We start from the raw sequence: 22,271 nt of genomic DNA on the forward strand, positions 1-22,271 counted from the left end.
CCGCGCACGGTGGGAGCATGGGACGGACCGTGCGGCTGACCGCGACCGTCACCCCCGAAGACGGTGGCCTGTACTGCGCGCGGTGCGTCCAGGTCGAGGTGGCCTGCGAAGGGCATACGGTCGACGAGGCGCTCGACCGGCTCAGGAGTGCCCTGGTGCACTACTTCGAACGCCGGCCCGTGCCCCACCCGCCCCCGCACCCGCCGATCGTGGTGCCGATCGAGGTCAGGCTGCCGGACTGAGCCGTCCCGCTCCTCGCGGCCGACTCCTCCCGCCCGTGCGGCACAGCGTCCCGCGCCCGCCTCTTCCGGGAGCGTGCCGGGGCCGCTTGCGGGCGCGATGGGATCTTTACGGGTGAAGCGCCCGATCATCATGCTTGACCGGACATTGGTCGTCGGATGCGTGATCACTCCCCGGTGCGGCGCTTACCGTCGTGCTCGTACCATCCATGACCTCGGGGGAGTCTCATGCCTCTCTGTACAGCCGTACTGGCCGCCGCCCTGTTCTCCGGGCCGGCCGCCGTGCCGCCGGACCCGGCCCCGCCCGGGACGAGGGCCACCACGGACAAGAACAACGCCGCGCAGCCGTCCACGGGCCGGCCGCAACTCGCGTCGCTGCCCGGCATGGCGCCGCAGGCCGGGGAGTTTCCTTTCACCCTCCCCCAGTCGCCGCCATGGATGGCTCCCAGCGGGATGGACGGCAGGCGGAACGACTCCGCCACCGATTCCCGGTCGCCGGCCGGGGCGAGCGCGCCCGAAGCCACCGGCGCGTACGGCAAGCCGGGTGCGGACGCCGGGCGGCCCGCCGCGACCGCCGGTGACAGGGCGGACGGGGCGGAGACCGGGACCAAATTCGTCCCGGTGATCGATCCCAAGACACGCGACGTCTTCATCCAGCCCGTCTTCGCTCCCGGCACGTCCGGGCAGGCGCCGCAGCCGTTCACCTTCCGCCCGGTGCAGGGGGTCCAGACGACCAGGTCCTATCCGCCGTCCAGGGGGGAGCAGAAGACGGCGCGCCAGAAGACGACCACCCGCCCCCGCCAGCAGCAGTCGGCGCGCGGCTGGTGAGCCCGCCCCAGACGGCCTGATGGAAGAGGCCCGTGTGACCGGCCCGTCTGATCGGCCCGCCACACCGGTCCTGAGCCGGTGTGGCGGGCTCTTCCGGTGTCGCCGTCCGCAGGGGTCGCAAGGCGCGGGCGGTCGTGCGGGTGGCACGCCGGGCACCGCGTCCGGTCCCAGGACCGATCGGTGCGTTCGATGTGTCTCATCACGCACCCGACCCGCCACCCAGCAACGACCTTTCCACGACTAAGGAAGCACGATCATGAATACCCGTCTGCTCGCCCTTGCCGCCCTGACCGCGGCGCTCTCGATGTCCGCGGCGTGCGGCAGTCAGGGCGGCGGCAATCCCGCGGCTCCGGTCGCGGCCAACGAGACCGCCACGGACGCGGCCAGCGAGACCCCCGGCGCCGAGGCGAGCGAGAGTGTCTCCGCGACCCCGTCGGCGTCCGCGTCGCCGTCGGTCTCCGGGTCGCCGGTCGGGGCGGGTTGCTCCTCGCTCCCGGCCTCGGGCAAGGGCAGCCCCGCCGAACTCGCCAAGGTGCCGGTCGGCACCGCGCTGTCCGACATCCCGTCGCTGTCGACGCTGGCGCGCGTGGTGAAGAAGGCCGGGCTGGCCGAGACGCTCAACTCCGCCCAGGACATCACGGTGTTCGCGCCCACGAACGACGCGTTCAGCAAGATTCCGAAGAACCAGCTCGACCAGCTGATGTCGAACCGCAAGTCGCTCAGGGGACTGCTGGCCTACCACGTGGTCAAGGGACGCAAGGCGCCCACGGACATGCACGGCGAGCTGACCTCCCTTGAGGGCCGCAAGCTCACCGTCTCGGGGTCCGACTCCAGCCTCAAGGTCAACGACGCCGCTGTGACCTGCGGGAACATCGCGACGAGCAATGCCACGGTCTACGAGGTCGACAAGGTCCTCATGCCGAGGTAACCGGGCCGTCGTCCTGCGACAGCCTCACGGGGGTGAGCCGTTCACGGCTCACCCCCGTGCCGTTTCCCTCGAACGTACGCCCCGTGGTCCCAGCCGGCCGGGGCCCGGAGCGGCGTGTATTCCGGTACGGGTAGCTGTGGGCCGGTTGGAGGTCGTTTCCCGCAAACACGGCCGCCGTATTCCGGCACCCTACTTGCGGGTTCTCCCTGCCGCGAGGTCGGCGGCTCGTTCATCGCCGAGGAATGTACGGCAGAAGGGGGTTCGCATTCCCCGAACCTTGAATTCCCGCGCGGGCGTCCGGACCCGCCCCGGGCTGCTGGTCACGGCCGCCTCGCCGCCGGTCGCACCGGTTCCCCGGCATGTCTCCGGCGCTTCGGGCCAAGCCCATGCGTCTTCTGTGAGGATATTTGGCCTTTTATGGTCACTAACCCCTTTAATTCGTCCCGGGGTGTTTTCGGTATCCGTGAGCGGGGATGGCCTGTGGCCTATGTCCTGAAGCGGCTGATCCTCTTATTTGACCGGACACTGAGCATCGGGTCCGTGATCGCCCGGCATCGTGCGCTTACCTTCGTTCTTGTACTGTCCAGCAGATTTCGGGGGAAATTCTCATGCCTCTATGCACTGCCGTACTCGCCGCGGCTCTCCTGTCGGGTCCCGCGCCGGCGGACCCGGCTCCGCTGTCCGCCAAGGAGCCGATGTCGCCCGGCAAGCAGATCGCCGCGATGGCGATGAACCACCCGGAGGAGCCCGACTTCGTCGCGTCCAAGGCCCTGGACATCCTGGACAAGGGCGCGAAGGTCGGCCCGTTCTTCCCGGCGGACGACGAGGCCGACAACCGGGCGAACGGTCCGATGGCGAACGGCCAGAGCGCCAAGGGCCCGATGACCGGCAAGCAGGCGCCAGGCGGCGAGGCGGCCGGCGGCCGGCAGGCCGGCGCACAGCCGGCCGGTGGTCCCGCCGGGGGCAACCCGCTGGCGGGCGTCCCGGTGGTGGGCGGCCGTCCCGCCGGCGAACCGATGAACGGGAACCAGGCGAACGGCACGCAGCCGGCGAACGGCTCCATGTTCACGATGCCCGCCACCGGCAAGAACAACAGCCAGCGCTCGCCGCAGGACATCTTCCTTCACCCCACGTCGAACCAGCCGACGTACACCAAGCTGTCCGGCAACGACTTCGCGGGTAAGCCGCCGAGCAAGCAGGCCGACGACGAGGACGCCGGCGCCTGGGCGCGGCCGCTCCAGGGCTGGGGCATGCCGAAGGCCGGCAAGGCGAAGCCCGCCGTCGCGAAGGCCAAGGCCAAGGCCAAGGCCAAGCCCATGGCCCAGTCCAAGGTCCAGGCCAAGGCGCAGCCCAAGGCCGCGAACGCCGACGACTTCTGGAACATGCCGGGCTGGGACTGAGCGCCGGGACCGCGGTGAGGTGACGCGGTGGCACGACGGAGGGGTGAGCCGCACCGGCTCACCCCTCATCCTTGTCCACGGGCCCTGGCGGCGTGCCCCAGGTCGACGACCTCCACCAGGTCGGCGAGTTCGACGTGGGCCGCCACCTCCGCGACGGAGGCGCAGTAGCCGATGTGGAAGCCCAGGTGCCGTACGCGCAGCAACTGGCGGCCCTCGATGACGACCGGGTCCACCTCGTACCCCTCCGAGCTCACCCACCTGCGCATGCGGGAAGAGTAGGAAACGCCGGGTCATGGGTGGGTAAAGGGTGCCAGGGCCGAGCCGGTGGACCAGCTGATGCGGACATAAGACTGCAAACACGGCGAAAAATGGCTCGACCTCCGGGTATAGGGGCAACCGTCGGGACCGAGGGACCGGGGCCGGGGTGATCGGCATGACGAGCGGGTGGACGTTCGAGGGGCAGCCAAGCGCCATCGGCGGGGGCGCCATGACGCTCGTCGCCGGGGGATCGTTCTGCGTGTCGGCCCGCAACGGCGACATCCTGCCAGGGGCGGCGCAGGGGATCTACTACGCCGACACCCGGCTGCTGTCCCAGTGGGAGCTGCGCGTCGACGACGGCCCGATCGAGGAGCTCCAGGTCCTCGCCGGCGAGCCGTACCACGCGACCTTCGTCGGCCGGGCGGCGCCGCGGCCGGGACAGGCGGAGAGCACGCTGCTGGTGGTGCGCGACCGGTACGTCGGCGGCGGGCTGTCGGAGGACATCACCATCCGCAACATGTCCCACGAGCCGGCCGGCTGCATGGTGACCCTGCACGTCGGCTCCGACGTGTGCGACCTGTTCGAGGTGAAGACCCACCGGGTGCACTGGGTGGCCGACGTGACGACCGCGGCCGAGGAGCGGTCGCTGCGCATGTTCTCGATCAGCAAGGGCAGGGGGGTGCGGGTGGTGGCCAAGGCCGACGGCACCCAGGTGCTGCCGGTGACCGCCCCGCGCCTGCTCGTCTTCCGCGTGGTGGTGCCGCCGCGCGGCGAGTGGTCGGCCTGCGTGCAGGCCGACCCGATCATCGACGGGGTCGAGACCGAGCCGTGGTACTCCGAGAAACGGCTGTCGCCCGCCCTGGCCCGGCGGGCGGGACAGCTGTTCGAGTGGGACAAGCGCCTGCCCAGGGTGACGACGACCAACACCGCTCTGGCGGGAATCCTGCGCCAGTCCCACAACGACCTCGGCGCGCTGCGGCTGTTCGACCCCGTGCATCCCGAGCTGCCGCCCACCGTCGCGGCCGGGGCGCCCTGGTTCATGACGCTGTTCGGCCGCGACTCGCTGCTCACCTCGTGGATGGCCCTGCCGCTCGACCCCGACCTGGCGCACGGCACGCTGAGCCGGCTGGCCGCCCTGCAGGGCACCAAGATCGACCCGTTGACCGAGGAGGAGCCCGGGAAGATCATGCACGAGCTGCGCTACGGCGCCCGGCAGGACGACACGTCGGCCGGCGGGCACGCCTACTACGGCTCGGTCGACGCCAGCCCGCTGTTCGTCATCCTCCTCGGCGAGCTGCGCCGCTGGGGCCTGCACCGGGCGGCGGTGGAGCGGCTGCTCCCGCACGCGGACGCCGCGCTGGAGTGGATCGAGCGGTACGGCATGCGTGACGGATTCCTGTGGTACCAGCGGAAGACCGACCAGGGCCTGCTCAACCAGGGCTGGAAGGACTCCTTCGACGGCATCAACTTCGCCGACGGCACCATCGCCCGGCCCCCCATCGCCCTGGCCGAGGTGCAGGGATACGTCTACGCCGCCTGCATCGCCCGCCACTACTTCGCCCAGGAGGCGGGCGACACCGAGACCGAGCGGCGCTACCGGGACCGGGCCGCCGAGCTGCGCGCCCGGTTCAACGAACGGTTCTGGCTGCCCGACCGCGGCTACTTCGCCGTCGGGCTCGACCACGACGGCCGCCCGATCGACGCGCTCGCCTCCAACATCGGGCACTGCCTCTGGTCGGGGATCGTCGACCGCGACAAGGCCGCGGTCGTGGCCGAGCACCTGATGTCGCCCCGGATGTTCACCGGCTTCGGCATCCGCACCCTCGCCTCCGACATGGGCGCCTACAACCCGATGAGCTACCACAACGGGTCCGTCTGGCCGCACGACAGCGCGCTCGTGGCGGCCGGGCTCATGCGCTACGGATTCGTGGAGGAGGCCCAGCGCGTCGCCACCGGCCTGCTCGACGCCGCGCAGGCCTTCGACGACCGGCTGCCCGAGCTCTTCTGCGGGTTCGACCGGGCGGAGTTCCGGGTGCCGGTGCCGTACCCGACCTCGTGCTCCCCGCAGGCCTGGGCCTCGGCCACCCCGATCCAGCTCGTACGGCTCCTGCTCCGCATCGACCCGTGGGTGCCGTACCGCAAGGTGTGGATCGCGCCGGCGCTGCCCAAGGGGTTCGGGGAGCTGCGCATCTCCGGCTTTCCGCTGGCCGGTGCGCGGGTCGATCTGGAGGCCCGGGAGGACAGCGACGAGGTGTACGTGAGCGGCCTGCCCGAGGAGGTGCGGCTCATCCCGGAGCCGCGCCCGCCGGCGAGCGCCGGCGTCGGCGCCCGGCCTCGCTCCCCCTGGACTCCTCGGCCTCCGGGAGGCGCGGCCGGAGCGGAGTGAGCCGCCGATCGACTCGGGCATAGTGGAGTCGTGGCCGAGGATCTGAACTACTACTCGACGCTCATCGCTGTCGCCGACGACTGCCCGGTGACCGCCGCGGAGGTGCCCAGAGCCCGTGGCGGCAAGCCCACCGTCGCCGTCCTGCAGTACGAGCTGATCTCCGGCGCGCCGTACGGCCTGACGCAGGAGGACGTGCTGTTCGAGACCTGGCTGCGTCGCCAGGACCTGCCGGCGGACCTGCCCGGCGAGCGGCGCGCGGAGCTCAGGAAAGAGTTCTTCTCCCGTCCGCAGGCGTGCCTGAGGTCGTCGCCGCTGCCCAAGAAGTACGGCTGGGGGCTGCTGTTCGACCGGGACGGCCGGATCGCGCTGTGCCCGATGGAGTCGGAGGAATACCGGCGCCTGGTGGAGGGACCCGCCGGCGGGGCGGGGAAGGACGGGACGAGGGCCGGGGAGGACGGCGGCGTACGGGTGCTCAAGGCGCTCCGCTCGCGCCGCTCCTGATCGCTGCTCGCGCCGCTTCTGACACCCCGCGTTCCCACGCGGAGGCCACGTCGTCCCCGGTTTGCCGCGACCGGCCGGGGGTAAGCCCCCCGTTTGTCCAGCGCCGTCCCGGTTGTTCGGCGCCGTCTGGTCGTCCAGCCGTCTGGTCGTTCAGCGCCGCTCAGCCGGGCGCGGCCGGGGAGGGCGGGCGTCATGAGCGAGGTCGAACTCAGCGTACGGATCCCGATCGGCGAGGTCGTGCTCGACGCGGACGTGGCGGTCCCCCGGGAGGCCCGGGGAGCCGTGCTGTTCGCCCACGGCAGCGGCAGCGGCCGGCACAGCCCGCGCAACCGGTACGTCGCCAGGGAGCTGCAGCGGGCCGGACTGGCCACCGTCCTGGCCGATCTGCTCACGGCGGAGGAGGAGCGCGTCGACGCCGTCACCGGCCACCTGCGCTTCGACATCGGCCTGCTCGCCGAGCGGGTGGGCGCGCTGGCCGACCGGCTGCCCGAGGACGAGGTCGTCGGCGGTCTGCCCGTCGGCCTGTTCGGCGCCAGCACGGGCGCCGCCGCCGCGCTCGTCGCCGCGGCGACGCGACCCGGCGGTGTCGGAGCGGTGGTCTCCAGGGGCGGCAGGCCCGACCTCGCCGGGGGCGCGCTCCGCTCGGTGCGCCAGCCCACGCTGCTGATCGTGGGGGAGCGCGACTCCGTCGTCCTCGACCTCAACAGGGAGGCGATGCGGGCGATCACCGCGCCGGTCCGGCTGGAGATCGTGCCCCGCGCCACGCACCTGTTCGAGGAGCCGGGCGCGCTGGAGGCGGTCGCGCGGCTCGCCCGCGACTGGTTCCTGCACCACCTGGCGGGTGGAACGGCCCCCGCCTGAGCTGCCCCGCTACGATCTGACCTCATGGAACAGCGCGTGTTGGGCAGGACGGGCAGGCGGGTGGGCGTCGTCGGGCTGGGGGCGTGGCAGCTCGGGGCCGACTGGGGCGAGGTGAGCGAGGCCGACGCCCTGGCCACGCTCAACGCCGCGATCGACGCCGGGACCACCTTCATCGACACGGCCGACGTGTACGGCGACGGCCGCAGCGAGAAGATCATCGGCAAGCTGCTCAAGGAGCGGTCCGGCCTGACCGTGGCCACGAAGATGGGCCGCCGGGTGCAGCAGACGCCCGACGTCTACACGCTGGACAACTTCCGCGCCTGGACCGACCGCTCCCGCACCAACCTCGGCGTCGACACGCTCGACCTGGTTCAGCTCCACTGCCCGCCGAGCGCCGTCTTCGAAACCGACGAGGTCTTCGACGCGCTCGACACGCTGGTCGCCGAGGGCCGCGTCGCCGCGTACGGCGTGAGCGTGGAGACGGTGGCCGAGGCGCTGATCGCGATCGCGCGCCCCGGCGTGGCCACCGTGCAGATCATCCTCAACGCCTTCCGGCTGAAGCCGCTGGACGAGGTCCTCCCCGCCGCGGAGAAGGCCGGAGTCGGCATCATCGCCCGGGTCCCGCTGGCGAGCGGCCTGCTGTCGGGCAAGTACGGCCCGCAGACGGTCTTCGCCGAGGACGACCACCGCAACTTCAACCGCCAGGGTGAGGCGTTCGACGTCGGCGAGACCTTCTCCGGCGTCGAGTACGGCGTGGGCCTCCAGGCCGTCGAGCGGCTGCGCGGCCTCATCCCTGAGGGCATGACGATGGCGCAGTTCGCGCTGCGCTGGATCATCGACCAGCCCGGGGTCAGCGTCGTGATCCCCGGCGCCCGCAACCCCGGGCAGGCCGCGGTCAACGCGGCGGCGGCGCAGTTCCCGCCCCTGCCTGCCGAGACCCACGACGCGGTCCGCCAGGTCTACGACGACCTGATCCGCCCGCAGGTGCACCACCGCTGGTGACCACCCGCCGGTGCGGACGGCGGGGATGTCCCCGGCGGCCGCGCCCGCGTGAGGCGCAGCGCATCCGATCAGGGGGATCCGCTCGAATCACCCTACGTGGAGACGTGGGACACCACAGCGAAGGGGGCGGCCGAGACTGACGGCACGCTTCCCGGACGGCGCGGATCGCGTCCCGACGAGCCACGCCCCCGCCTGCCGCGCCTGATCAGCGCCCGTCTGATCAGCGCCCGTCTGATCAGCACTCGACTGATCAGGGCCCTGCTGCCCGAGGGGTGGCCGTCTGGGGGGTGGCTGCCCGCGGGGTGTCCTGGCGGGCCGCGGCCGAGCGGGCGGCCGGTGACGGGGACGTCGGCGAACGCGCCGCGCCTGGGGGGCGCGTGGCTGAACGCGATCGGCGTGGTCGCGCTGGCCGCGATGGTGGCCGCACAGATCGCGACGGGACTGAGGCCCCGGGACCCGCGCCTCACCACGGTGGTCGTGGTCCTGCTGGCGGTGACCGCGCTCGCCTTCGCGGCGGCGGCGTACACCCCGCGCAGGGCGGCGGGCGCGTTCGCGGCGGCGGTGGCGGCGGGGTACGCCGCCGAGTGGATCGGCACGAGGACGGGCCTGCCCTTCGGTGACTACCGCTACACCGACGCCCTGTGGCCGCGTCCCGGCGGCGTCCCGCTGATCGTCGCCCTCGCCTGGGGCGGCATGGGCCTGGCCGCCCACGCCGTCGCCCGCCGGGTGGCGCCGCGCGGCCGGCTGACGCCGATCCTCACCGGAGCCCTCGCGCTCACCGCGTGGGACCTGTTCCTCGACCCGCAGATGCTGAGGCTCGGCCTGTGGGTCTGGGCGGAGCCGGGGCCGTACCGCGGTGTGCCGCTCGGCAACTTCGCCGGCTGGCTGCTGGTGTCCCTCCTGGTCATGGTGCTCGCCGACCGCCTCACGGGCGAAAGGCCCGGCCACTCCGCCGCCGGCCGGTCCGTCCCCGGGCGGCCCGTGAGCGGCGTCGAGGCGGCGGGCCGCGGCGCGTGCGGCGGAGGCGGACGGGTGGCGGGCACGCCGGGCACGACCGGGCTCGCCGCGCTCTACACGGTGATGGCGGCGATGGAGACCCTCGGCTTCGCCGTGGTCTTCCGGCCGCCCGATCCGTTCGTGGCCGCCGCCGGAGGGCTCGCGATGGGCGCGTTCGCCCTGCTCGCGTGGGGGCGCGCATGGCGGAGGTGATCGTGGCCGGGGGCGGCGTCGGCGGCATGGTGGCCGCACTGCTACTCGCGCGGGACGGGCACGACGTGCGGCTCTACGAGCGGCTGCCCCGGCTCGGCGGCAAGCTGGCCGAGCACAGGCGGGACGGCTTCACGTTCTCGATCGGCCCCTCGCTGCTCACGCTGCCCGGCCTCTTCCTGGACCTCGGCGTCCCGCTCGACCTGCTCGAACTCGACGAGCTGTGCCGGTATCGCTTCGCGGACGGCTCGACGCTGTCCACCTACCGCGACCCGGAGCGTACGGCCGAGGCGGTGGACCGGCTCGCGCGGGGCGAGGGCCGCAACTGGCGGGCCTACCACCGCTGGGCCGAGCGCTGCCTGGACGCCTCCGCGCGCACCTTCTTCGCGGGCCCGCTGTCCGGGCCCGTCGTCGAGCCGCCGTTCCGGCCGGAGGGCCGGCGGCCCGGCGATCGGCCCGGCGATCGGCCCGGAGGTCGGCAGGGCGGACGGGCGGACGGGCAGCCGAACGGGCCTCTCCCGCGCCCCCGGCTGGGCGACCTGCTCGCCGTCGCGCCGGGCCGCACCCTGCATGCCCTGGCAGGCCGCTTCTTCCGGGACGCCCGCCTGCGCCAGTACGTCGACCGCTACGCCACCTACGCCGGGTCGAACCCCTACCGGGCGCCCGCGGCCCTGGGCTGCGTCCCCGCCATCGAGCACGGTGACGGCGGTTGGTACGTGCGGGGCGGGCTGCCCCGCCTCGCGGACGCGCTGGCCGCGTCGCTCGGCAAGGCGGGCGTCGAGATCCGTCTGGAGACCGAGATCACCGAGGTCGTCGCCGACGCGGAGCGGGTCGGCGGCGTCCGCACGGCCCTCGGCGAGGCGGTCAGGGCCGACATCGTGATCGTCAACGCCGACGCGGCCTCCCTCTACGGGCGGCTCCTGCCCGACCGCGCCCGGCTGCGCCGCATCGCCCGCCTGGGCCTGTCGTCGTCGGCCTTCCTGATACTCGCCGCCGTGGAGGGGCGGACCGAGGGCCTGCCGCACCACTCGGTCGTGTTCTCCGCCGACTACCGGCGCGAGTTCGGCGACATCTTCGACCGGCGGCGGCCGCCTGAGGACCCCACGGTCTACATCGGCTGCCCGGCGGTGGCCGACACCACCCAGGCTCCCGCGGGCGCGGAGAGCTGGAGCATGCTCGTGAACGTCCCCGCAGGTGACCCCGGGCGCTGGCCGAGGCCGCCGGAGGCGTACGCGGAGCTCATCCTCGACCGGCTGGCGAGCCGGGGGCACGACCTGTCCGGACGGCTGCGCTTCCTCGACCTGCTGACCCCGGCCGACCTGCGCGACCGGTACGGCGCGTGGGGCGGGGCGATCTACGGCGGCGCGTACGACGGCCCGTTCGCCCCCTTCCGCCGTCCCGGCAACCGGGGGCCGCGGCGCGGCCTGTACCTCGTCGGCGGGTCCACGCATCCGGGAGGCGGGCTGCCGCTGGTGGCGATGGGCGGGCGGATCGTGGCCGCGCTGGTGCGCCAGGACTTCCCCCGCTCCGCGCGGCGTCCGGGGGAGGCGGGACGGTGAGGGCCAAGCCGACCAAGACGGCCGGGCGCCCGTGGGCCAGGACCGCCGCACAGGTGCTCGCGGCCGCCCAGGCCGTCGCCGCCGTCGTCGTGCTCGTGCGGCTCGCCCGGGGTCGCCGGCGCCTCCCTCCGCTCACCGCGCCCATGCCCGACATGCGCCCCGGCCCCGGCACCGGCCCTGCCGCGTCCGGCGGAGGGGCGGTGCGGGCGCGCGCCGACGCGGCGTTCCAGGCGGACGGCGGCGGGGCTGCGGACGATGCCCGTGGCGGGGCGGCCGGGCCGGGTGGCGGCGGGGCTGCGGAGGGTGCCGGCGGCGGTCCGGCGCGGATGGGCCGTGGGATGGCTTGTGGCGGGACGCCGGGTGGCGGAAGTCAGGACATCTCGGTGGTCATCCCGGCCAGGGACGAGGAGCGGCGGCTCGGCCCCTGCCTGCGGGCGGTGCTGGCCGACCCCGCCGTCACCGAGGTGATCGTGGTGGACGACGAGTCCTCGGACGGCACCGCACGCCTCGCCGCCGCGTGCGGGGCGGCGGTGGTGCGCGGACGCCCGCTGCCGGACGGCTGGGTGGGCAAGCAGTGGGCGTTGCACCAGGGGCTGCGGGAGGCACGCGGCGAGATCGTGGTCACCCTGGACGCCGACACCCGGCCCCGGCCCGGCCTGTTCGGCGCGCTCGCCGCCGCCCTCGGGGACCACGACCTGGTCAGCGCGGGCCCGCGGTTCGTCTGCGGCGGCCTCGCCGAGCAGGCGCTGCACGCGTCGTTCCTCGCCACGCTGGTCTACCGGTTCGGACCCATCGGGCCCCCGGCCCCGCCGCCGCCCCACCGGGTGGTGGCCAACGGCCAGTGCCTGGCCTTCCGGCGGGAGGCGATGCGGCGGGCCGACGGCTTCGCCCGGGTGCGCGGCCACATGACCGATGACGTCGCCCTCGCCAGGGCTCTGGCCGCCGACGGCTGGAGGGTCGGCTTCCTCGACTCCGGGGGCCTGCTGGAGGTCGACATGCACGAGTCGGCGGCCGAGGTGTGGCGGGAGTGGGGGCGTTCGCTGCCGCTGCGCGACGTCACCCGCCCCGCCTGGCAGGCGGCCGACCTCGCCGTCGTCTGGCTCGCCGCCGCGCTGCCGGCGCTCCGCCTGGCCGCCGGGCGGCCGACCCGGCTCGACCTGGCGCTGCTCGCCGTACGGGTGCTGCTCACCGCCGCGCTGCGGCGCAGCTACGCCCGTCCGGGCGCGGGCGTGGCGCTGTCGTTCCTGCTCGACCCGGCCACGGCCGTACGGCTGACGCAGGCGACGCTGCGGCCCGTCAGGACCTGGCGGAGCCGTGCCTACCGCAACGCCTGCCACGGCGACGACCCCAGCGACCCCAGCGGCCCCCATGGCCCCAGCGACCCCGCCGGACCCGCGGCCTTCGGCGATGCCGTCAGGTGCGGCGCGCGGCCAGCGCCGCCTGGCCGAAACGCAGCCCGATGAGGCACATCAGCGCGCCGGTCGCGGCGACGTGGCCGATCGGGGCGAACGGCAGTTGCAGCAGCGGGATCGCGAAGACCCCGGCCCTGGCCCCGATCGCGAACGACCGCGTGAGCAGGAACGTCACCGCCAGAACGGCGAGCGCGAGCACGAACGCGGGCGGGCAGATCACCGCCATGCCGCCCGCGAAGGTCAGCACCGACCGCCCACCGCGGAACCCGGCGAAGACCGGCCAGGCGTGCCCGATCATCGCGGCCCCCACCGCCAGGTACGCGGCCGGGGCGCTCGGGCCGGTGACCACTCCCGGTCCGGTCGTGTGCGCGCCCCCGGCCAGCAGCCCGAGCAGCCCGGCGAGCACGCCCTTGGCCATGTCCCCGGCGAAGACCGGCGCGGCCGCCCGTCGGCCGAGCCGTTCGCGCACGTTCCAGAAGCCGGGGTTGCGATCGCCCACCTGCCGGGGATCGACGCCCCGTCGCCCCGCGACCAGCACCGCCACCGGGATCGAGCCGAGAAGGTAGCCGCCGATGAGCGCCACCAGCATGGGGACGAGCGGCGGGAGCGTCGTCACCTTCCACCTCCAGAGATACGCCGACCGGAGGGCGATGCGGCATATGGCCTTCGACCGCCCGGTGCTGCGCCGCACCGGCGGGCTGCTGTTCTGGCGGCTGCTCGGCACGGGCCGGGGGCCGTCGACGACCCTCGGCGCCGACCTGCGCCGCTGGGCGCTGCTCGCCGTCTGGCGGGACGAGCGGGCGCTGGAGGAGTTCCTGGCCCGCTCGCCGATCCCCGCCAGGTGGCGGCGCGAGGCGGTCGAGACCTGGCACGTACGGCTCACGCCGACCGCCTCGCGCGGGCGCTGGAACGGCGTCGAGCCGTTCGCCCCCGTGACCGGCGGCCCTGATGGCGAGCCGCGCAGCGGTCCGGTGGCGGTGCTGACCCGGGCGTCGATCCGGCCGTCGCGGCTGCCGGCGTTCTACCGGTCCGTGCCCGCCGTCGAGCGGTCGCTGCGCGCCCAGGAGGGCTGCCTCGCCTCCATCGGGCTGGGGGAGTGGCCGCTGGCCAGGCAGGCCACTTTCTCCCTGTGGCGCGACGCCGCCGCCGTACGCGCGTTCGCCTACGCCGGGCGGGCGCATCGCGAGGTCGTCGAGCGGGTCCGTGCTCACGACTGGTACTCCGAGGAGCTGTTCGCCCGGTTCATCCCCTATGCGAGCGCGGGCACCTGGGACGGCGCCGACCCCCTCGCCGCGCGGGGCATCGGACTCCCGCGAGGCGGGACGCCCGAGCGCTGAGCGGCCGGAGGAGACAGGGGCAATGCCCTGACGACACCCCGCAGGGTTGAGACTGCCATGGGCTCAGAGTACGCACCCGAGCCTCAAGTCTCCGGCAAGCGCCCGGCCTCGTCTCTCAGCGCGAGGCGGATCCGGCCGGAGACTCGAGTCCGCCGGGGGCCGCGGGCTTCCGCGTCGCGCGGGCGGACCTCCACAGCGCGACGGCGAGGATGACCGCGAAGATCGTCGGGACGACCGGGTCCGGCTCGATCACGACGACGGCCGCCAGGAACGCGAACTCGTAGAAGACGGCCCGCAGCGCCCACCGCTCGCCGCGGCGCAGTCCCGTCACCGCGACGGCGAGCATGGCCAGCGCGGACACCACGACGTAGCCGCCCCACACGGCCGCCGGCAGCGCGAGCACGCCTTCGGTCCTGTAGCCCGCCTTCACGACGTCCTCGCCCGGGAAGAAGATGTAGCTGAGGCCGAAGAACGTCACCAGGCCGTTGATGACGACGTAGGCGATCCAGCCCTTGCTGCGTGCGGTCATGTCGGGTCCCTCCAGGTGGGGGTCTGCGATGAACGACAGGGACGCTACGAGTCGCCGCCGCCGGGCGCCGCCCTGCCGGCCACCGTGTGCGGTCCGGGTGACCGCAACCGCGAACGGAGGTTGTCCGCAGCGGGGCCGGTGGGCCGCCCCCGTGCCCCTGGCGCGGCCGCCGTTCCACAATGAGCGGATGACGGCTCGGGTTGTGGTTGGAGCGCCGGCAGCGGCGGGCGCGGCCGGCGTCGCCGTGTGCGTCTGGGCGGCGCTGACGGCGTCGGCTCCCCAGGTGCTGTTTCCCGTCGCGCTGGCGGCGGTGTGGTGGCTGGCCGGTCTGGTGGCGCTGGGCGCGCGCCCTGAGCACGCCAGCGCGCGGTGGCTGGCCGCCGTCGGCACCTGCCATCTCGCCGGGTTCGGGATCGCGAGCGTCCTCGGCGTCGCCGTACCCGACGAGCCCGGCTGGCTGCCGTGGGCGGCCGCCGTCGCGTCGAACGTGGTCTACTGGGCGGGCTTCGCCGCCCTGGCGGTCCTCCTCGCCGTCTTCCCCGACGAACGCGTGCGGGGCCGCACGCAACGGGTGATGGTCGCGGTGAGCGTCGCCGCCGCGGTCGTCGTCCCGGTGGTCGCCGCCGTCACCTCTCGGCAGGCCGACCTCGCCCTGGAGGTCGGCCGGGCGGCGCAGACGGCGCCGGCCCCGCTGCCGTGGGGCCCGCGGCCGGTGGACCTGTCCGGCGCGCTGCCGCTGCTGGTGCTCGCCGGGCTCGCGATCCTCGTCGCCCGCGTCCGCGGGGCGGCCGGGGAGCGCCGCCGGCAGCTGCTCTGGCCGCTCACGATCGCGGCGGTGCTCGCGCTGATGCTCGTCGCGACGCCCGCCGGCGCATACGTGCTCGGGGACCGCTGGGCGCTGGTGTTCGTGCCGGTCGTCGGGGCGCTGCCGATCGCGCTGCTCGCGGGTGTCCGCCGATACCGGCTGCTGCAGGTCGAGCTGTACGCCGCCCGCACCCTCGCCTACGGCGGCGTCCTGGCTCTCGTCCTCGCCCTCTACGCGGCGGCCGCCGCCCTCGCCGGGCGCGGCGGCGCCCTGCCGGCCGTCGCCGTCGCGAGCCTGGCGGCGGTGAGCGGCCACCCGGTGCGCCTCCGGCTGGAAGCCCTCGTCGACCGCCTGATCAGCGGGGGCCGGGTCCGCGGTCACGCTCTCGTGCGCCACCTCGCCGAGTCGATCGAGGGCGCCGATCCGAGGACGCTCGCGGCCCGCACGGCCGACACGATCGCGACGGGGATGGACGTGGCCTGGATCGACATCCGATGCCGGCCCGGCATCCATGCCCACGCCGGGTCGCCGCGCGCCGGCGAGGCGCGGCTCGTCGTCCCGCTGGTGGCGGCCGGGGAGGACATCGGTGCCATCGAGTGCGGACCGCGGCGCGGCGGCTGGTCGGACGAGGACGTCCGGCTGCTCACCGTGCTGGCACGGCACGCCGCGCTCGCGCTGCGGGGCGCCGATCTCGCCGCCGCCCTCGCGCGCCGCGTCGAGGAGCTGGCGGCGTCGCGCGAACGGCTCGTACGGGCAGAGGACGACGCGCGCCGCCGGCTCGAACGCGACCTGCACGACGGCATCCAGCAGCAGCTCGTCGTCCTGCTCGCCCGGCTGGAGCTGCTCCGGGCGATGCTCGGCGAGCGGACGCCGGAGGGCGAGGTCGCGGCCCAGTCGCACGCGCAGGCGCAGCGGTCGCTCGCCGACCTGCGCAACCTGGTCCGGGGCATCCACCCGCCGCTGCTGACCGACCGGGGCCTCGTGCCGGCGATCGAGGCGCAGGCCGACCAGTTGCCGATCCGCGTCACGGTCGACGCCGACCCCCGGCTGGCGAGGACGCGGTTCTCACCTGCGGTGGAGACCGCCGCGTACTACGTCGTCTGCGAGGCCACCACCAACGTGATCAAACACTCGGGGGCCGGGCGCGCCCGCATCGTCGTCACTCCGCTCGCCGCCGACGGGCTGCGGGTGGCGGTGACCGACGAGGGCGCCGGCTTCGCCCCGGCCACGCCCGGTTCGGGACTGGCGGGGCTGCGCGACCGCGTCGAGGCGGTCGGAGGGCGCCTCGAGATCAGCTCGGCCCTCGGCGTCGGTACTACTGTCGTCGCATCGTTCCCGACATCGGTGATGGAAGATGCCACAACCGCCTGACACACCCCTGCGGGTCGTCCTCGCCGACGACCACTACCTCGTTCGCGAGGGCGCCCGGCAGTTGCTCGAACTCGACGGCCAGGTCCTCGTCGTCGCCTCGGTGGAGGACGCGGAACGCCTCATGGCGGCGGTCGACGAGCACCGGCCCGACGTCGTCGTCACCGACATCCGGATGCCGCCGACGCATACGCTGGAGGGCGTCGCCGCCGCGCACCGTCTTCGCGAGAGGCATCCGGCACTCGGAGTCGTGGTGCTGTCCAACCACGCCGATCCCGACTACGCGCTCGAACTCTTCAAGGACGGCATGACCGGCCTCGCGTACCTCCTCAAGGACCGCGTGGGCGACCGGAGCCAGCTCCTCGCCGCCGTACGAGCCGTCGCGAAGGGGGACAGCGTGATCGACCCTGTCGTCGTCGAAGGCCTCGTACACCGGCGCGCGCGTCAGGAGGCATCGCCGCTCAGCCGGCTCACCGAGCGGGAGCGCCACGTCATCGAAGGCATGGCGGCGGGGCGCAGCAACGCCGCCATCGCCGCCCACCTGCACCTGAGCGTGTCTGCCGTCGAGAAGAACGTCAACTCCATCTTCAGCAAGCTCGGGCTGACCGACGAACCGGCGGTTCACCGGCGTGTCGCCGCCGTGCTCGCGTTCCTGGCCCATCCTCCGTCGTGATCCGCGCCGGGGGGCGCGCGGCGCGCCCGGCCGGGGACAACCCTCGTCATCGGGCCGGAGGGATGGCGAGGCGGTCGCCGAGGCGGGCCACGACCTCGCCCTCGGCCAGGTCGCGCGCCACCACGCAGGCCCTGGCGATGGTCGCGGCCCGGGAGGAGCCGTGCGCCACGACGACGGTGCGGGTGAGCCCGAGCAGGGCCGCGCCGCCGTGCGTCTCGGGGTCGTAGCGGCGCGCCACCCGGCGGAGGCCGGTGGAACCGGTCACGCCCTCCGCCGCCGCGAGGGCGAGCGTGGCGCGCACGGTCCCCTCGACGTTCTTCAAAACGACGTTGCCGGTGAAGCCGTCGGTGACGATCACGTCGACGGCCCCGGTGAGCACGTCGCCGCCCTCCACGTTGCCGTGGAAGCGCAGCGGCATGCCGCGCAGCAGGGTCTCGGCCCTGCGGGTCAGCCGGTTCCCCTTGCCGGGCTCCGCGCCGATCGACAGCAGCCCGACGCGGGGGTCGGCCACCCCCAGCACGAGCTGCGCGTACGACGCCCCGAGCAGCGCGAACTGGGCGATCATGCCGGGCGTCGGGTCCACGGTCGCGCCGGCGTCGATCAGCACGGTGGCCCCGCCCGCCGTCGTCGGCAGCGCCACGGCCAGCGCGGGGCGCAGCACGGCGGGCGCGGCGCCCAGCCGGTCGGCCGCGCAGGCGACCACGGCCCCGGTGGACCCCGCCGACACGAGGGCCGCACAGGCTCCGTCCCGCACGAGGTCGAAGCCGACGGCCAGGCTGGAGCAGGCCATGCGGATCGCGCCCGCGCCCCGCTCGGTCATCGGCACGACGTCGGCGGCGTGCGCGACGTCGATCTCGCCCGCCGCTCCGAGCCGGGCCAGTTCCCCGCGTACGACCCCGGCCTGGCCGACGAGGACGACCGGCACGCCGTGCTGCCGCCACGCCTCGACCGCCCCCCGCACGATCTCCGCGGGCCCGTGGTCCCCGCCCATGGCGTCCACCACGACCGGCCTGGACATCACGTCCCGCTCGCGGGCGGGAATCCTCGGCCCGGGGACAGGACCGGTGTCCTGTTCGGGATCCACGTCAGGCCACCTTCCCCCGGCGCTCGGCACGCGCGGCGGCACGCGCGGCGATCAGGTACCGGGCGAAGATCGCGAGCCTGCGCCGCCGGGAAACCCTGGCCCGCCGCACCAGCACGTCGTGCCCGGCCGCCTCGATCGCGTGCAGGATGCCGCCGTACAGCTCGTACGCCGCCCTGATGCACGGCCGGGACGACGGCGCGAGCAGCGCGATCCCGTCACGGGCCCGCCGGTAGTGGTCGCGGGCGCGGTCGCACTCGTAGGCCACCAGCTCCCGCACCGCCGGCGTGGCGTACGGCGCGGCAAGGTCGGCCTCGCTCACGCGGAACTTGTCGAGGTCGGACAGCGGCAGGTAGACGCGGCCCCGCGCCAGGTCCTCGCGCACGTCGCGGATGAAGTTCGTGAGCTGGAAGGCCAGCCCGAGCTGGCGGGCGGGCTCGCGGGCCCGCGCCTCCTCGCCCGGCAGGGCCTCCAGCACCGGCAGCATCATCGTCCCGATGGCCGCCGCCGAACCCTCCATGTATCCCAGCAGGTCGTCGTAGGTCGCGTACCGGTCCACCGTGAGGTCGGCGCGCATGGACGCGAGGAACGCCCGCACGTCGGCGTGGTCGATCCCGAACGCCCGCACCGTGTGCGTGAATGCGGGGAGCACGGGATCGCGGACCCGGTCGCCGTCGAGCGCGGCGGCGAGCCGGGAGGCCAGGCGCTCCAGCGCCGCGGCCCGGTCGCCGGTCAGCGCGAGCGAGTCCACGATCTCGTCGGCGTAGCGGGCGAAACCGTACAACGCGTGGACGTGCGGCCGTTTCCAGGCGGGCAGCAGGCGGGTGGCCAGGTAGTAGGAGCGGCCGTAGGTCGCGTGCAGCCTGCGGCACCGCTCGTAGCCGGCCGTCAGCGTCGCGGCCGGCGCCCGGGATGGCGTGCTCGGCGTGCTCATGGGGCGCTCTCCAGGATGCGTTCCGCGGCCAGACGGCCGGAGATCAGCACGGGCGGCACCCCGACCCCGGGAGCGGTGTACATGCCCGCGAAGTGGAGACCGGGGACCCGCCGGGCCGCGCCGGACGGGCGGAACCACGCGGTCTGCGTGAAACGGGCGTCGAGCGCGAAGGGCGTGCCGGCCGAGTGACCGCGCCGCCGCCACGCGGGGGGATCGAACACCAGCCGGGGCGTGCCGGACAGATCGCCGTACCCGAGGCCGGAGAGCCGTCCCACGATGCGGTCCACGAGACGGGGGGTGAGGGCGGTCCAGTCGGCGCCGCCCCGCGTGTTCGCGGTGGGCTCCAGCACGCTGAGCACGGCGGCCCCGCCGCCGTCGGGCCCTTGGTTGTCAGGCCCGTGGTTATAAGGACAGGTCACCAGCAGGCTCGGGTCCGGCTGCGGCCTGCCCGCCTCCAGCGCCGCGAACGTCGCCTCCCACTCCCGCCCGAAGTGCAGGGTGTGATGGGCCTGCCCCTCCGGGCGCCGGTCGAGCGCGAAGTGCGCCACCAGGCAGGAGGGGGAGAAACGGGGCCGGCGCAGCCGCCAGTCGGCCGCCTCCTCCGGCAGCAGGCCGTCGCCGCCCCGCCGGCCGTGCGCCCGGACCAGGTCGCAGGCCACCACGGCGTGCCGGGCGGCGAGCCGTTCGCCGGTGTCGAGGCGGACGGCGACCACCCCCGCCCCGTCGGTCTCGATCCGCGTGGCCCGCACGCCGTACCGGAAGACCGCCCCGGCCTTCTCCGCGGCGGCGGCCATGGCCCGGGGGACGGCGTGCATGCCGCCCTCCCGGGGGAAGTAGACCCCGCCGACCGTGTCCATGTGGGCGATCACCGCGTATACGCCGAGCGCGCGGCGCGGCGACAGGCCGACGTACAGCGCCTGGAAGGTGTGCGCCCTGATCAGCCGCTCGTCGGTGAGGTGACGCCGCACGAGCCCGTCCAGCCGGCGGAAGCCGCCGAGCGCGGCCAGCCGCGCCAGCGCGTACGGCCGGGCCAGCGCCCGCAGCCGGGTCATGTCCCGGTCGATGAACGCGCTCCACTCGGCCTCGAACAGCTCTCCCAGCAAGCGCCGGAACCGCCGGTAGCGCCCGGCCTCCGCGGGCCCGCACAGCGCCCGCACCTGCTCGGCCATCGCGTCGGCCCCCGCCACCACGTCGAGCCGCGACCCGTCGTGGAAGGTCAGCCGATAGTACGGATCGAGCCGGCGCAGCGGCAGCCAGCGCTCCAGATCCTGGCCGGCGGCGGCGAAGGTGTCGGCCAGCACCCCCGGCATGGTCAGCACCGAGGGCCCGGTGTCGAAGCGGTGGGAGCCCAGGGTCGCCGTGCCGCAGCAGCCGCCCGGCACGTCGGCGGCCTCCACGACCGTCACCTCACGCCCCGCCCCGGCCAGGCGCATCGCGGCGGACAAGCCGCCCAGCCCGGCGCCGACCACCACGACCGGCCCGCCCGCGGTCATCAGCCGGCCCCGGCGGCGGGCCGGTCCTTCGCGCCGCCGCTTGGCCGGCGACGCGGGAAACCCGCCGCTTCAACGGTGAGTGGAGTCACGGGCACTGCTCCTTCGATCGTTACGGTGATCGGCGGCGCCGTCAGTAGAGTTTTCGCGCCCGCCCGCTCCGGCGGTTGCATCCGCGCCGGGGCCCCGGGCCGAAACAAGGTCAGGGGCGGCCACGGGCGGGCCGCGGCTCCCGATCGAGGGCGTGCGTGCCGGCGTGCCCTGTGCCGGCGGGCCCGCCGTTCCGAGCGCGGGCCGGCGGCTGGGAGGCTGGCCACATGGAGGCGTACGGGTGACGGGAGGACGGCGAGCGGCCGCGATGACCGGCCGGACGGACACGGGTGAGCACGTGACGCGCGAGGGCGCATCGGGGGCCGGCGAGAACGCGGCCGCCGGGGAGGAGCCGGGCTACGGCATCGGGGCCGTCTCCCGGCGGCTCGGCGTGCCCGCGTCCACGCTGCGCACGTGGAACCTCAGGTACGGCATCGGCCCGAGCAGGCGCAGCCCCGGCGGGCACCGCCGTTACGACGACGCCGACCTGCGCCGCCTGGAGGAGATGAACCGGCTGATCAGGGCCGGGATGCCGCCGGCGGACGCCGCCAGGCAGGCGCTGCGGCCGCGTCCGGCGCCCGGAGAGCGGGCGGCGCCCCGCGCCGGGGAGGGGGCCCCCGCCGCGCCGCCTGAGCCGCCCGGGCCGTTCGAGTCCCCCAGGCCGTTCGTGTTCCCCGGGCCGTTCGAGCCCGCCCCGCCGTCCGCCTCCGCCGTACGGCCGGCCGCGGAACCCGGATCGCTGTCGGCGGTCATGCTGGCCCGCGCGGTGTCGGCGCTGGACGCCACGACCGTGAACGCGGTGCTGGACGCGGCGCTGGCCGCGCACGGCGTGGTGTGGACGTGGGAGCGGCTCGTGCTGCCGGTGTTCGCGGCCGTCGGCCGCAGGCAGCGGGACACCGGCGCCGGGATCGACGTCGAGCACCTGTTCTCCGACCGGCTCCAGGCCGCACTGGCGCGGTTCTCCGCGCGTGCGCCCTCGCCCGTGCATCCCCGCCCGGTCCTGCTGGCCGCTGCGGAGGAGGAGCAGCACGCGCTGCCGATCCACGCGCTGGCCGCCGCGCTCGGCACGCTCGGGGTGGAGACCCGCGTGCTCGGGGCCCGCACGCCGTACACCGCGCTGGCGGACGCCATGCGCCGCCTCGGCCCCGCGGCGGTGTTCGTGTGGTCGCAGATCCGGGAGACGGGCGACCCGGCCCCGCTGGCGGGCCTGCCGAGGCTCCGCCCCGCCTGCCGCGTCGTGGTCGGCGGCCTCGGCTGGTGGGACGGCCTGCCCACGCATGTCGTCCGGGTGAACACGTTTCGTGATGCCATCTCGGCGGTAATGACCATTCTGCGGTGACTTGCGCTATTTGACCTTTTTTTACCCATCGGTACGACCGGCTCG

21 protein-coding genes are annotated in these 22,271 nt (G+C 74.7%); 15 read left to right on the top strand and 6 right to left on the bottom strand.

Features of this window, described 5'->3' with window-relative positions:
- The first annotated feature begins 17 nt into the window (after positions 1-17).
- The 4 genes from ABZ857_RS28760 (at position 18) to ABZ857_RS28775 (ending at position 3,395) form a co-directional block, all read left to right on the top strand.
- Positions 18-242 (top strand): hypothetical protein, encoded by a 225-nt coding sequence (locus ABZ857_RS28760; RefSeq protein WP_357048540.1) that lies wholly within the window; start codon positions 18-20, stop codon positions 240-242.
- A 225-nt stretch (positions 243-467) separates the two neighbouring features.
- The gene (locus ABZ857_RS28765) at positions 468-1,067 is read left to right on the top strand and encodes a hypothetical protein (protein ID WP_357048542.1); all 600 of its coding nucleotides are present in this window, start codon (positions 468-470) and stop codon (positions 1,065-1,067) included.
- Positions 1,068-1,323: 256 nt separating this feature from the next.
- Positions 1,324-1,995: a fasciclin domain-containing protein gene (locus tag ABZ857_RS28770; protein ID WP_357048545.1), complete on the top strand. Its 672-nt coding sequence runs from the start codon at positions 1,324-1,326 to the stop codon at positions 1,993-1,995.
- A 608-nt stretch (positions 1,996-2,603) separates the two neighbouring features.
- The gene (locus ABZ857_RS28775; RefSeq protein WP_357048548.1) at positions 2,604-3,395 is read left to right on the top strand and encodes a hypothetical protein; all 792 of its coding nucleotides are present in this window, start codon (positions 2,604-2,606) and stop codon (positions 3,393-3,395) included.
- A 65-nt stretch (positions 3,396-3,460) separates the two neighbouring features.
- Here the strand turns inward: ABZ857_RS28775 and ABZ857_RS28780 are convergent, their stop codons facing one another.
- Complete coding sequence (locus ABZ857_RS28780; protein WP_357048550.1) at positions 3,461-3,661, bottom strand: transposase; 201 nt, start codon at positions 3,659-3,661, stop codon at positions 3,461-3,463.
- Between the two features lie 167 nt (positions 3,662-3,828).
- Between ABZ857_RS28780 and ABZ857_RS28785 the strand changes: the two genes are divergently transcribed.
- The 7 genes from ABZ857_RS28785 to ABZ857_RS28815 all read left to right on the top strand — a co-directional run bounded on the left by ABZ857_RS28785 (position 3,829) and on the right by ABZ857_RS28815 (position 12,631).
- Entirely contained in the window at positions 3,829-6,039 is a 2,211-nt protein-coding gene (locus ABZ857_RS28785) for a glycogen debranching N-terminal domain-containing protein (protein ID WP_357048553.1), read from the top strand.
- Positions 6,040-6,069: 30 nt separating this feature from the next.
- Positions 6,070-6,540 carry a DUF6157 family protein gene (locus ABZ857_RS28790; RefSeq protein WP_357048556.1) on the top strand — a complete coding sequence of 157 codons (471 nt, stop codon included), beginning with the start codon at positions 6,070-6,072 and terminating at the stop codon, positions 6,538-6,540.
- A gap of 192 nt (positions 6,541-6,732) precedes the next feature.
- The gene (locus ABZ857_RS28795; RefSeq protein ID WP_357048559.1) at positions 6,733-7,401 is read left to right on the top strand and encodes a dienelactone hydrolase family protein; all 669 of its coding nucleotides are present in this window, start codon (positions 6,733-6,735) and stop codon (positions 7,399-7,401) included.
- 24 nt (positions 7,402-7,425) lie between these two features.
- A complete protein-coding gene (locus ABZ857_RS28800; RefSeq protein ID WP_357048562.1) occupies positions 7,426-8,403 on the top strand; it encodes an aldo/keto reductase in 978 nt (325 codons plus the stop codon).
- A 96-nt stretch (positions 8,404-8,499) separates the two neighbouring features.
- Positions 8,500-9,612 carry a carotenoid biosynthesis protein gene (locus ABZ857_RS28805; RefSeq protein ID WP_357048565.1) on the top strand — a complete coding sequence of 371 codons (1,113 nt, stop codon included), beginning with the start codon at positions 8,500-8,502 and terminating at the stop codon, positions 9,610-9,612.
- Entirely contained in the window at positions 9,600-11,168 is a 1,569-nt protein-coding gene (locus tag ABZ857_RS28810; protein WP_357048568.1) for an FAD-dependent oxidoreductase, read from the top strand. Before ABZ857_RS28805 ends, ABZ857_RS28810 begins: the two co-directional genes overlap by 13 nt.
- On the top strand, positions 11,165-12,631 hold the full coding sequence (locus ABZ857_RS28815; RefSeq protein WP_357048572.1) for a glycosyltransferase family 2 protein: 1,467 nt from the start codon (positions 11,165-11,167) through the stop codon (positions 12,629-12,631). Before ABZ857_RS28810 ends, ABZ857_RS28815 begins: the two co-directional genes overlap by 4 nt.
- On the opposite strand, the gene ABZ857_RS28820 is transcribed toward ABZ857_RS28815, so the two are convergent.
- A complete protein-coding gene (locus tag ABZ857_RS28820; protein WP_357048575.1) occupies positions 12,582-13,196 on the bottom strand; it encodes a glycerol-3-phosphate acyltransferase in 615 nt (204 codons plus the stop codon). The genes ABZ857_RS28815 and ABZ857_RS28820 overlap by 50 nt on opposite strands.
- On the opposite strand from ABZ857_RS28820, the gene ABZ857_RS28825 reads away from it, so the two are divergent.
- Positions 13,153-13,917, top strand: coding sequence for a spheroidene monooxygenase (locus ABZ857_RS28825; protein ID WP_357048578.1), 765 nt, complete (start codon positions 13,153-13,155; stop codon positions 13,915-13,917). The two genes, ABZ857_RS28820 and ABZ857_RS28825, sit on opposite strands and share 44 nt — an antisense overlap.
- Before the next feature lie 115 nt (positions 13,918-14,032).
- Here ABZ857_RS28825 and ABZ857_RS28830 read toward each other — a convergent pair whose 3' ends face one another.
- Entirely contained in the window at positions 14,033-14,446 is a 414-nt protein-coding gene (locus ABZ857_RS28830) for a hypothetical protein (protein ID WP_357048581.1), read from the bottom strand.
- 187 nt (positions 14,447-14,633) lie between these two features.
- On the opposite strand from ABZ857_RS28830, the gene ABZ857_RS28835 reads away from it, so the two are divergent.
- Together ABZ857_RS28835 and ABZ857_RS28840 are read left to right on the top strand one after the other, a co-directional pair.
- Entirely contained in the window at positions 14,634-16,622 is a 1,989-nt protein-coding gene (locus ABZ857_RS28835) for a GAF domain-containing protein (protein WP_357048583.1), read from the top strand.
- Complete coding sequence (locus ABZ857_RS28840) at positions 16,606-17,292, top strand: response regulator transcription factor (RefSeq protein WP_357048586.1); 687 nt, start codon at positions 16,606-16,608, stop codon at positions 17,290-17,292. Before ABZ857_RS28835 ends, ABZ857_RS28840 begins: the two co-directional genes overlap by 17 nt.
- 46 nt (positions 17,293-17,338) lie before the next feature.
- Here ABZ857_RS28840 and plsX read toward each other — a convergent pair whose 3' ends face one another.
- Genes plsX through crtI form a run of 3 tightly spaced genes read right to left on the bottom strand, consistent with a single transcriptional unit; the run spans position 17,339 to position 20,800 of the window.
- Entirely contained in the window at positions 17,339-18,376 is a 1,038-nt protein-coding gene (plsX, locus tag ABZ857_RS28845) for a phosphate acyltransferase PlsX (RefSeq protein ID WP_357048589.1), read from the bottom strand.
- A gap of 1 nt (position 18,377) precedes the next feature.
- Complete coding sequence (locus ABZ857_RS28850; RefSeq protein ID WP_357048592.1) at positions 18,378-19,307, bottom strand: phytoene/squalene synthase family protein; 930 nt, start codon at positions 19,305-19,307, stop codon at positions 18,378-18,380.
- Entirely contained in the window at positions 19,304-20,800 is a 1,497-nt protein-coding gene (gene crtI, locus ABZ857_RS28855) for a phytoene desaturase family protein (RefSeq protein WP_357048594.1), read from the bottom strand. Before crtI ends, ABZ857_RS28850 begins: the two co-directional genes overlap by 4 nt.
- Before the next feature lie 328 nt (positions 20,801-21,128).
- Between crtI and ABZ857_RS28860 the strand changes: the two genes are divergently transcribed.
- Entirely contained in the window at positions 21,129-22,226 is a 1,098-nt protein-coding gene (locus ABZ857_RS28860) for a MerR family transcriptional regulator (RefSeq protein WP_357048597.1), read from the top strand.
- Positions 22,227-22,271: the final 45 nt, after the last annotated feature.

This window comes from Microbispora sp. NPDC046933 (assembly GCF_040644635.1).
GTDB lineage: Bacteria > Actinomycetota > Actinomycetes > Streptosporangiales > Streptosporangiaceae > Microbispora.